11 protein-coding genes and 2 pseudogenes are annotated in these 9,958 nt (G+C 76.3%); 1 reads left to right on the top strand and 12 read right to left on the bottom strand.

Annotated elements, in window-relative coordinates; translation table 11 throughout:
* The 12 genes and pseudogenes from ACSNOB_RS30480 to ACSNOB_RS30425 all read right to left on the bottom strand — a co-directional run.
* Window positions 1–591: pseudogene (locus tag ACSNOB_RS30480) on the bottom strand (LysM peptidoglycan-binding domain-containing protein); the annotation flags it as partial.
* Window positions 592–605: 14 nt separating this feature from the next.
* Window positions 606–1,046 (bottom strand): pilus assembly protein TadG-related protein, encoded by a 441-nt coding sequence (locus ACSNOB_RS30475; RefSeq protein WP_436690711.1) that lies wholly within the window; start codon window positions 1,044–1,046, stop codon window positions 606–608.
* Window positions 1,043–1,522 (bottom strand): TadE/TadG family type IV pilus assembly protein, encoded by a 480-nt coding sequence (locus ACSNOB_RS30470; protein ID WP_436690709.1) that lies wholly within the window; start codon window positions 1,520–1,522, stop codon window positions 1,043–1,045. The genes ACSNOB_RS30475 and ACSNOB_RS30470 overlap by 4 nt, the downstream gene beginning before the upstream one ends.
* Window positions 1,507–1,941, bottom strand: a complete 435-nt coding sequence (locus ACSNOB_RS30465) for a TadE family protein (protein ID WP_436690717.1) — start codon at window positions 1,939–1,941, stop codon at window positions 1,507–1,509. The genes ACSNOB_RS30470 and ACSNOB_RS30465 overlap by 16 nt, the downstream gene beginning before the upstream one ends.
* A gap of 42 nt (window positions 1,942–1,983) precedes the next feature.
* A complete protein-coding gene (locus ACSNOB_RS30460; RefSeq protein WP_436690707.1) occupies window positions 1,984–2,187 on the bottom strand; it encodes a hypothetical protein in 204 nt (67 codons plus the stop codon).
* A gap of 26 nt (window positions 2,188–2,213) precedes the next feature.
* On the bottom strand, window positions 2,214–3,083 hold the full coding sequence (locus ACSNOB_RS30455; protein ID WP_436690715.1) for a type II secretion system F family protein: 870 nt from the start codon (window positions 3,081–3,083) through the stop codon (window positions 2,214–2,216).
* Between the two features lie 94 nt (window positions 3,084–3,177).
* Complete coding sequence (locus ACSNOB_RS30450) at window positions 3,178–4,077, bottom strand: type II secretion system F family protein (RefSeq protein WP_436690705.1); 900 nt, start codon at window positions 4,075–4,077, stop codon at window positions 3,178–3,180.
* A 7-nt stretch (window positions 4,078–4,084) separates the two neighbouring features.
* A pseudogene (locus tag ACSNOB_RS30445) lies at window positions 4,085–5,552 on the bottom strand (CpaF family protein).
* The gene (locus ACSNOB_RS30440) at window positions 5,542–6,342 is read right to left on the bottom strand and encodes a ParA family protein (protein WP_436690703.1); all 801 of its coding nucleotides are present in this window, start codon (window positions 6,340–6,342) and stop codon (window positions 5,542–5,544) included. The pseudogene ACSNOB_RS30445 and the gene ACSNOB_RS30440 overlap by 11 nt, the downstream one beginning before the upstream one ends.
* 2 nt (window positions 6,343–6,344) lie before the next feature.
* The gene (locus ACSNOB_RS30435; RefSeq protein ID WP_436690701.1) at window positions 6,345–7,004 is read right to left on the bottom strand and encodes an SAF domain-containing protein; all 660 of its coding nucleotides are present in this window, start codon (window positions 7,002–7,004) and stop codon (window positions 6,345–6,347) included.
* Window positions 7,001–8,008: a hypothetical protein gene (locus ACSNOB_RS30430; protein ID WP_436690699.1), complete on the bottom strand. Its 1,008-nt coding sequence runs from the start codon at window positions 8,006–8,008 to the stop codon at window positions 7,001–7,003. Before ACSNOB_RS30430 ends, ACSNOB_RS30435 begins: the two co-directional genes overlap by 4 nt.
* Window positions 8,002–8,568, bottom strand: coding sequence for a hypothetical protein (locus tag ACSNOB_RS30425; protein WP_436690697.1), 567 nt, complete (start codon window positions 8,566–8,568; stop codon window positions 8,002–8,004). The genes ACSNOB_RS30430 and ACSNOB_RS30425 overlap by 7 nt, the downstream gene beginning before the upstream one ends.
* Before the next feature lie 610 nt (window positions 8,569–9,178).
* Here ACSNOB_RS30425 and ACSNOB_RS30420 point away from each other — a divergent pair.
* The gene (locus ACSNOB_RS30420) at window positions 9,179–9,934 is read left to right on the top strand and encodes a prepilin peptidase (protein ID WP_436690713.1); all 756 of its coding nucleotides are present in this window, start codon (window positions 9,179–9,181) and stop codon (window positions 9,932–9,934) included.
* Window positions 9,935–9,958: the final 24 nt, after the last annotated feature.

The following is a 9,958-nucleotide window of genomic DNA, read 5'->3' as shown; positions in this document are numbered from 1 at the left end:
GACCGCCGGGTCCCCGTCCGGGTCCGCCGCAACAGGCTGGACCGCCGGAGCGGCGCGGGTCACCGGCCCGGCCCGGCCCGCCCCGACCGGCTGGACGGTCGGGGCGGCGGAGTCCGGCCAGGCGGCCCGGGGCGTGTCCGCCGCCGCGGTCGCCGTGGTCGGCGCCGGCAGGGCGTACGGGCCGGCGACCGCCGTGGCCGCGCTCGCCGCCGGGCTGGCCGCGACGATCAGGGCGACCGACCCGACGAGCGCGGCGGCCGCCCGCTGCTGGCGGCTCATCCCGGGCAGCCGGGGCGCCGGCCGGCGCAGCGCCTGCGCGCAGAGTTCCACCAGCACCGAGAGGGCGAAGGTGGCCCAGCCGAACCACCCGGCCAGCGCCAGGGCGCGCAGGAACAGCCGCCCGTCGTCGCGGCTGGTCAGGGTCGCGCCGATCTCCGCGACGGTGGGCAGGTGGTCGGGCAGCGGGTTGCCGGCGAGGGCGAGCAGCGCCACTGGCGCGCCGGCCAGCACCGCGCAGAGCACGACGAGCGCGCCGAACCCGGTCAGGATCCGTCCGGTCCGCCGTACGGCGGACCGCCCCGATGCGGCCATGGCTGCCTTCCTTCCTACGGTGCCCCGGTGAGCGGCCGCGCGGTCGCCTCGCCGGAGACGCTGACGGTCTCGTCGAAGCCGAACAGGCCGAGCATGGTTCGGTGGTGCGTGACGGTGACCCGTACCCGGACCCGGGTCTCCCCGTCGACCACCGGGAAGCTGACGGCGTGGCCGGTAACGCCGGCCGCGGCGAGGTAGGCGGCGACGGCCCGGCGGGCCTGCGGGCGGTCGATCCGCGTCGGCCCGCCCTCGATGGCGGTGGCCCGGTCGATAGCCTGGCCACCGGCGCGGGCGGCCTCGGCCGCGAGGTTGCCGGCCCGCTGCAACGTGCGCAGTTGGCCCGCGCCGTCGAAGGCCATGCCGATGACGGCGAGGACCCCCACCATCGCCACCGCGAGGAAGACGCTCACCCGCCCGTCGTCCCGCCCGCCGGGCCGGCCGCGACGGGCGGTCATCCCCGACTCCGGTAGCGGTCCAGCGGCGAGGTGAAGCTCGCCGACACCCGCTTGCCGGCCGGCATCCCCGGCAGGGCCGACAGGCGCAGGTCCTGGTAGGAGACCGTGCAGGCGATCCGGACGGTGACCGAGGCGTCCCGCCCGGCCGGGCTGCGGAACGCCGCGTCGAAGCTGGTGGCGCGACCACGTACCACGCCGCTGAAGGTCACCTGCGGAGCGCCGACGCAGTCCAGGCCGCGCCAGTCGAGCTGCCGGCGGGCCGCGTCCCGGGCCTCCGCCCGGGCCGTGCGGGCGTCCCGGGAGATCGAGGCGGCGCGGGCCGCGTCGTGGGCGGCGGCGTCGATCGCCTCGGCCGCCACGGCGGTACGCCCGGCGACGCCGGCCAGCACGATCAGCGCGATGAAGGCCGGGGCGAGCACCGCCACCTCGATCGAGACCGAGCCCCGCTCGGCGGTACGGCTCACGGCGTCGTCCACCGTTCCACCGTCCCGTGCGCGGTCTGCCGCACCGGGAAGTCGACCCCGGGTACGACCGACAGGGAGCGGCCCTGCACCGTGCAGGTCACCTCGGTGGCGCTGGCCTGGCAGCTCGGGGCGGGGTCGTCCCAGTCGACGAGCCAGCCGCCCGCGGCGCGCAGGAAGGTGGTGGCCCGGGCCTCGCCGGCGCCGGGCGGCGCCTGGTGCAGCCGCTGGGCGTTGACCGCGCTCTGCGCCGCGTTCAGGGCGGTGGACCGGGCGACGAACCAGGCGGCGGTCTGGATCGAGGCGAAGAGCAGCAGCAGGATCGCCGGCATCGCCACCGCCAGCTCGACGGGGTTGGCGCCCCGCTCGGCCCCGCCGGCCGTGAGGCGCCGGACGACGGCGGTCGGACCGGGGCGCCGGGCGGCGGTGGCCACCCGGCGTCCCGGTACGGAGTCTGCTCGGCGCACGGCCCGGCGTTACTTCGGGTCCTGGTGGGTCGGGATGTTGTCCATCCAGTCGTTGGCCGCGCCGAGGGCGGCGGCGGTGACCGCCATCGCGACGGCGACCAGACCGAAGATGATCACGGCGGTGGGCACGGGGCTGTCGCCCCGGTCGCCGTCGCGGCGCAGCTCGGCCAGCCGCGCCGCCAGCGCGACGTGCAGGTGGGTGATGACGGACATGACGTGCTCCTTCTCTCGGGGTCGGATCACAGGCGGGCGATGAACGGATAGACGGCGAAGCCGAGCAGGACGAAGACGAGCAGCGCCCCGGGGATGTCGAGCCGGCTGGTCACCCCCTCGGCCCGGGCCAGGTTGTCGGTGCGGATCTGGTCGCGCAGCGAGTCGGCCCGGCTGCGCAGGGTCTCGTGCACCTGCGCGCCCTCGCTGCCCGAGGCGCGCATGATGGCTCCGACGTCGCCCAGCTCCGGGATGCCGATGCGCTCGGCCAGGTCGCGCAGCTCGTCCCAGGGCGAGTGCATCTGCATCTGGGCGATCCGCAGGGCCTCCGAGATGCGGTCGAAGACCCAGCCGTCGCAGACCGCGGCCGCCCGCTCCAGGGACTGCACCGGCCCGTGGGCGGCGGAGAGCTGCAACGCGACCAGATCGAGGTAGGTGCAGACCGCCTGGCGGAACTCGTCGCGGGCCTTGTCCGCCCGGTCGAGCACGGCCCGGTGCGCGGCCAGGGCGCAGAGCAGCGCCAGCCCGAGGCTGCCGAGCACCGGCACGACCACCGGCAGCCGGACCCCGACGGCGAACAGGGTGGCGCCGAGCAGCGTCGGCGCGGCGAGCCCGATCAGCGCGGAGAGCAGCATCGACAGGGCGTACTGCTCGGGGCTCCGGTCGATCAGGGCGAGCTGCCGGTGCGGTGGCCGCAGCCAGCGGGACAGCCCGGTGAGCCACTCCAGCCGCCGGTCGGCGGGGGCGGTGAGCTGTCCGCCGCCCGGCGGTTGGTGCAGCCGGCGCAGCGCGGGCCCGAGCGCCGGGGTGGCCGGCACCAGCTCGCGGACCACCAGGAAGGCGCCCAGCCCGACGGCCGCCCCGCCGCTGACGGCGAGCGCGAGCTGCCAGTTGAGGATCACGGGACCGGCCTCCCGTTCCCGGCGTCGGCCCGGGCGGGCCGGGCCGGCGCCGGCACGTGGACCGCGGCGCCCGCGCGTTGCCCGTACGTGGTCACGCCAGCACCTCCTGCGGGTCGGGGGCCGGCAGGAAGCGGGCCGGCCGGCGCGGCTGGCTCATGGACCGCACCCAGGCCAGCAGGCCGACGAACGCCGCGCCGAGGGCCGCCATCACGAGCTGGCCGAAGGGCGTGCCGTACGGGCTGACGTACTCGGTGTTGAGCAGCCCGTACGCGACGGTGGCCAGGGTCATCCCGGTGAGGAAGCGGACCGCGAACCGGGGCTGGGTGCGCTTCGCCTCGATCTCCCGGCGGGTGGCGACCTCGGCCGCCGCCGCCTGCGCGATCGAGCCGAGCACGTCGCCGAGGCGTTCGCCCCGGTCGGTGACGTGCAGGATCAGCGCCGCCACCACCTGGTCGCAGACCGGGTCGCCGATCTCGTCGGCGAAGGCGAGCAGCGCGGAGCGGGCCAGCCAGCCGGCCTGGAGGCGGGCGGCGAGCAGCCGTACCTCCTCCTGGATCTCCTCCGGGGCGGTGGCGACCGTACCGATGATCGTCTGCTGGAGTCCCTGGCCGGTGGCGGAGACGTCCTTGAGCCGGCGGGTCCACTCGCCGACCGCCTCGATGCGGGCGATGGCCCGCTGCTCGGCCTTGCCGACGGAGAACAGCCACGGTGTGCCGGGGACCGCGACCGCGACCAGCAGGCCGACCACCGGCAGGCCGGTGACCAGGAAGGCCAGCGCGCCGACCACCAGGGCGCCGACCAGCAGGGCCTGGTAGGCCCGCTGCTCGCGCGGGGTGGTGCCGGAGCCCTTCCACAGGCGGTCCAGCCCCCGGCCCGCGCCGGGCCGGCCGGGCGGCCGGCGGGTGCCGACCAGCGCGACGACCGCCAGCAGCAGCCCGGCCACGCAGGCGGCCCCGGAGACCACCGCGACGAGTTCGACGTTGTCCAGCATCTCCGGGTCACCGCCGCCCGAGCCGGGTCTGCCGGGGCCGCCGCCAGGCGCCCGTGCCGGCCTCGATCCACCGGCTGAGCAGCCGGGCGTCGTAGCCGACCCGGAGGAGTTGGGCGCGGATCCGCTCGGGCAGGTGCCGGGGCACCGCCCGGCCGTCCGGTCCGGGACCGAACACCTGCGTGGTGGTGATCCGGTTGCCGTCGCCGACCCCGATGACCTCCTCGACGTGCGAGACGAAGCGGTGCTTGCGCCCGCCGATCGCGGTCTCGTCCTCGACGGTGACGTAGACGATCAGGTCGAGCGCGTTGCCGGCCATCCGGCGGGCCTGGTCGACGGTCATCTCCCGGCCGTGCGCCAGCGCCAGTTCGATGATCCGCTCGCTCACCCCGGCGGGCGTACGCGCGTGGATGGTGCACATCGAGCCGCGGCTGGTGGTCATCGCCTGGAGCATCGGGACGATCTCCCGCGACCGGACCTCGCCGACGATGATCCGCAGCACGCCCATCCGCAGCGAGACGGGGATCAGGTCGGCGATGCTCACCTCGCCGGCCGGGCGGCCGTCCGGCCCGCGCTCCCCGTGCCCCTCGCGGGCCTCGAAGCTCATCACCGCCCGGTGCTTGAGCCGTCGGCGGGCGGGCAGCAGCTCCCGGCTCTCCTCCAGCAGCACGTACGGCTCGTCGGCCGGGATCTCGTCCATCAGCGCCCGGATGACCGTGGTCTTCCCGGCCCCGGCGAGCCCGGCCACCATGATGTTCAGCCCGGCGCGCATCGAGGCGCGCAGGAAGTCGCGCACCAGCGGGTCGATCATCTCGTCCAGGTCGCCCCGGCCCCCGGCGAGGTCGTCGAGGCTGACGTCCAGCGTGTTGTGCTTGCGGATCACCGCGTACGGGCGGTGGCTGACCAGGAACACCGCGGCGAGCCGGCTGCCGTCGGGCAGTTGCAGGTCGAGGGTGGGCTTGGAGGTCGACAGCGAGCGCTCGGTGGCCCCGGCCCGGCGGGCCGCCGCCTGGAGGATCTCCACCAGTTCGTCGTCGCTGTCGGCGATGGGCTCGGCCCAGTCGACGCCGCCGCCGTGCCGGGTGATGCGCACCTGGTCGCAGCCGAGGATGTGCACCTCCTCGATGGTGTCGTCGACCAGCAGCGTCTGGAGGCGGCCCAGCCCGGCCAGTTCGGCGGTGACCTGGTCGAGCAGGAGCCGCTCCTCGCCGGCGGCCATCGGGGTGCCGGACCGGCGCACCGCGTCGGCGTACTCGGCCACCACCGCCACCGCCAGCCGGGCGCGCTCGGTGTCCTCCTCGTCGACGGTGAACTCCCGGCCGCGCTGCCACCGGGTGAGCCGTTCGCTGAGTTCCCGGCGCAGCTCGCGGACCACCTGGAAGTCGATCCGGTGGCGGGGCGGCGGCTCCGGCGGGGGCGCGGCCACCGGCGCCGGCAGCCGCCCGGCGCGGGTCGGCGGAGACCGGCTCAAACCGCATCCGGCACCCCCTGCGACACGGGCCAGGCCAGCCGGGCGCGCCGCCGCTCCAGCAGCGCCCCGACCGGCACCTCCAGGGCCCCGGCCGCGCGCATCAGCGGCCGACCGGCCCGCACGGTGCCGCCCAGGCTGAGCACGTCGGCCGTACGCGGGTCGTGCGGCAGCCGGGCGGCGACCGGCAGCCGCAGGGCCTTGCTCACCTCGCCGCTGCCGTGGCCGTCGCCCACCAGCAGCAGCCGCAGGCTGCCCGGCGGTACCCGGTGCTCGGCGAAGTCCCGCTCGATCGCCCGGATCATGGCCCGGGTGCCGGACAGGTCGGGCAGCCGGGCGCGGCTGACCAGCAGCACCACCGAGGCGGCGCGCAGGATCGGCCAGGGCGGGCCGACGACGTGCAGCCGCCCGCAGTCGACGAGCACGTCGTACGGCGGGTCGCCGCGCTCCAGGCTGCCGAAGAAGTCGGCGAACCGCTGCCAGAGCGGGGCGACGCTGCCGGCCTGCGCCGGGTCGACGACGCCGGGCAGCAGCAGCCGCTCCCGCTTCGGCGCGTCCAGGTCGACCAGCTGCGACCAGAACGCCGTCTCGAGGTTGCCGTCGCGCAGCTCGCCGACCGCCAGCTCGCCGATGCCCCGGGGGCCGTCGAGCGCGCCGCCCAGGTAGCCGGCGAGGACGGACCCGCCGGCCGGGTCGCACTCGGCGAGTACCAGCCGCCGGTGCCAGGTCAGGGCGCAGGCCAGGGCCGAGGTGGTCACGCCCGGGGCGCCCTTCGCCGACACCAGCGCGATGATCGCCATGGTCAGGCCGCCTCGGTCAGCACGACGGCGATGCGCTCCTGCGCGGACAGCGCCACCACGGCCGGCACGTCCCGCACGGCGAGCGCCAGGTAGACCACCACCTCGTCGTCGTTGTCGGACGTCGCGGTGTCGATGACCGTCGCCTCGAACCGGGTGGCGGCACCGGCCGGGCGGTCGTCGTCGCTGTCCGGCCGGCTGATCAGCAGGACCTTGTCGCCGGGGTGCAGCTTGCGGGCGGGCACCTCGGCGGGCCCGAGACCCAGCGCGAGCTGCTGCTGGCCGGGGCCGAGCAGCGGGTCGTCGGTGAGCTGGGCCATGGTCAGCAGCGTCCCGGGGGTCAGCGACACGGCGGCCCGCTTGCCGACCACCTCGTCGAGCCGGCCGACGGGCACCGGGGACAGCCCCTGGCCGCCGGCCACCTGCACCGGGACCAGGTCGTCGGCGCTGATCTGCCGGCCGACCTCGACCGGTCGGGCCACGGCGAGGTAGCTGCCGGTGGCGCGTACCGAGGTGACCGCGAACGCCGCGCCGAGGCCGCCGAGGGCGATCAGCAGCACGGCCAGGCCGAGCAGCCCGGGCCGCATGCGGCGCTGCCGCACCACCTTCGGCGGGGCGACCGGCGCGTCCACCGGTCCGGTTCCGTTACGGGTCGCCACGCTCACTCGGACACCACCTGTAGTTCGTTGATCCGGACCGGGACCGTGCCCGTCGTCCGGGTGAGGGGAATGACGCCGCTCTCGCCGCCGCCGCGCCAGGTCACCGTCCAGTACGTCGTGGCCCGCACCCGGTAGTCGCCGGCCTTCGGGTAGCCGCTGTCGTAGCCGCAGTCGGGGGAGGGGCGGCCGGCGTACCGGCCACCGGCCTCGTACGGGGTGCCGGCGCCGGAGCAGGTGACCGTGCGGCCGTTGCCCATGTCCCAGACGATCCGGTCGAACGTCGCCGTGATCCCCACGGTCAGGCCCCGGTCGGTCTCCGACGCCTCCTGGGTCGGTCCGAAGTACTTGGGCTCGTCGTTCCTGCCCCACATCCAGACCGGCAGTCCGACCAGGCCGGGCCCCTTGCTGCGGCGGGGGGCGACCGCGATCCGGGGCGCCGCGATGGTGATCTTGGCGAGGGCCCGGCGGGCGAGTTCCTCCGGGTCGGGCGGCGCGCCGAACCCGGGCGGCGGGGCGTCGAGCAGGACCTCGGTCTGGGTGCCGAGGTCGCCGCCGTTGCAGGTGCGCGTGTACCACTGCTTGCCCTCGGGGGCCTCCTGCTGTGGCTCGGAGAGCTTGTAGTAGCAGCCGTCGCCGTTGTTGAACCAGCCGAGCACGTCGTGGTAGCACTTGACGGTCCGGCCGTTCCACTGGCACTTCCCGCCACCTCCGCCGGAGTCCCCACCGCCGGGGTCGCCACCTCCGCCGGTGTCCCCGCCACCGCCCGGGGTGCCGGGGTCGTCGTCCCAGACGCTGCAGTCGCTCTGCCCGGGCGGGCACTCCGCGCCGGGGTCCGCGCGCCCGGCGGCGAGCGCGGGCACGGCCGCCCCGAGCGCCAGCAGCAGGGCCAGCCCGGCGCCGGCGAGCGCCCGGCGGGTCGCCCCGGCCCGCGCGCCGGCGGTACGCGGACGGGTCGCCCCGGCCGCGGTCGACGCGAGGGCCGGGGCGTCCCTTCCTCCCCAGGTCAGCACGGCAGGTCCTCGTGGGCGGCGCCGGCGCTGATCAGCCAGCGGCCGTCCGGGTAGCGGGTGGCGGTCGCGGTGGCCAGGTGCCGGGTCCCGCCGGTGCCGGGGACGACCCGCTTGTTCCTGGCGTAGACGAGGCGGTAGCCGGTCGCGTCCAGGCAGTCCTGGATCTCCACCGTGGGCGGGCTCGAATCCAGGCTGACCGACGTCACGGTGGGGTCGGAGACCAACGTGCCGGTACGCATCGCGCCGTGCTCCTTCGCCTCGTGGATGGAGAGCCGGACCCGGGTCAGCAGCGGGTCGGCGAGGAACCGCGCCAGGTCCGGATGGTGGGGGTCGCTGCGCCCGCTCGCCGCGCGGGAGGCGGCGAGATACCCGGCGTACGCGGCCAGGGCCGCCTGCCTGGCCGCCCGCTCGTCGGCCGCGGAGTGGGTCGGGGTCGGCGTGCCGGCGGCGGGGGCCGTCCGGGCGGTCGTGGCCGGGTCGGCGCCGCAGGCCGTGGCCGCGCCGACCGCCGCGACGGTGAGCAGGCTGGTCGCCCGTCGGCCGAGTTGCCGTCCGCGCACGTGGTGCCTCCTCTGGCTGTCCGGTGACCGGCGCGCGCCGGCCTCCGGGCATGCGGCGACGCGGCCGAATGGGGTCATCCGGACCTGTCGGGAAGCGTCGCTGCATTCGCCGTTATAGATCTCTACAAATGCAAATCCTGGGTCGTCCTGTCGTTTTGTCGCGGGGTTGCACAGTGCCCAAGGGGCGAGCATAGGCTGACGTTCGCCGATGCAACAGGGGCAATTCTGATCGACACGGTGAGTGATGACGGGTGGTGGCGCGGGTGGTAGCGGACGGCGGGGCGGGGCCGGATGGCCGGGCTGTGGCCAGCGGCCGGGGAAGTCGGCGCGGTGGGAGTTCGCCGGACGGGCGAGTTGCCGCAGTGGCCGGCAGGACGTGTCCCGGACGTGGCGTCTGGTCCGATCCGTCCCCCGTGCCGATGGCCCGCCATTGCATTCACATGGGATTCCCGCTTATGCGTCCGCGCCATTTCCGCGCGCATTTCCGCGACTTTGGCAGCAGGGGTGCAGGCCGATCCGCCCGTTACCGGTCGGCAGCGGTGGCGTCACCCTCCGTGTCGTGTCCCGGTGTCCGATCGGAGGGGCTGCCGTGGCGCTGACCGAACCGCCGGTGGTGGCGGAGCCGACCGGGCGGCCCGTCGGCTCCCGCGCCGCGCGGGCGCTGGCCGTCCTCGCCGTCGCTCCGGTGCTCCGCCTCGCCGTGCTCCGGCACGCCGTACCGCCGGGGGCGGCCATCCGGACCGGGTGCGACGCCTGCGGCACCCCGATCGGGCTGGCCCGGCCGTGGCCGGCGCTGGGCCCGGCGGCCCGGTGCGGGCGCTGCGCCGCGCGGGTCGGCCCGCCGCCCGGCACTGTCGAACTCGCCCTGGCGGCGGCGGTCGGGGTGCTGCTGCTGGCGGGGCCGCCCGCCGCCGTGCTGGCCGCCACCGCCTGGTGGCTGGGCTGGGCGATCCCCCTGACCTTCGTCGACGCGGCCGTGCACCGGCTGCCGGACCGGCTCACCGGGCCCGCAGCGGCCGGGACGTGGCTGCTGCTCGGCGTGGCCGCGCTGGCCGGCGCCGGTCCGGCACCCTGGCTGCGGGCCACCGCGGCCGGCGTCGCGCTGGCGCTCTTCTTCGCCGCCACCACGCTGCTGCTCGGAGCGCGCGGGTTCGGCCTCGGCGACGCGAAGTTGGCGCTCGGTGTCGGCGCGCTGCTGGGCTGGTACGGCTGGGCCGTCCTGGTCGCCGGCCTGTTGCTCGCGCTGCTGCTCTCCGGGGTCGCCGGCGTCGCGCTCCTGGCGGCCCGCCGCGTCGCCTGGCGCAGCCACCTCCCCTTCGGTCCCTTCCTCGCCCTGGGCGCCCTGGCCGCCCTCCTCCTCACCTGACCCTCCCACTCCCGCGATCTTGCA

This window comes from Micromonospora sp. URMC 106 (assembly GCF_051386395.1).
Lineage (GTDB): Bacteria > Actinomycetota > Actinomycetes > Mycobacteriales > Micromonosporaceae > Micromonospora.
This window is presented reverse-complemented; position numbering and strand designations above follow the sequence as displayed.

Coding starts and splice junctions, on each gene's coding strand:
- ACSNOB_RS30475 (WP_436690711.1), bottom strand. CDS start 1,046: ATGACCGCCCGTCGCGGCCGGCCCGGCGGGCGGGACGACGGGCGGGTG.
- ACSNOB_RS30460 (WP_436690707.1), bottom strand. CDS start 2,187: ATGTCCGTCATCACCCACCTGCACGTCGCGCTGGCGGCGCGGCTGGCC.
- ACSNOB_RS30450 (WP_436690705.1), bottom strand. CDS start 4,077: ATGCTGGACAACGTCGAACTCGTCGCGGTGGTCTCCGGGGCCGCCTGC.
- ACSNOB_RS30440 (WP_436690703.1), bottom strand. CDS start 6,342: ATGGCGATCATCGCGCTGGTGTCGGCGAAGGGCGCCCCGGGCGTGACC.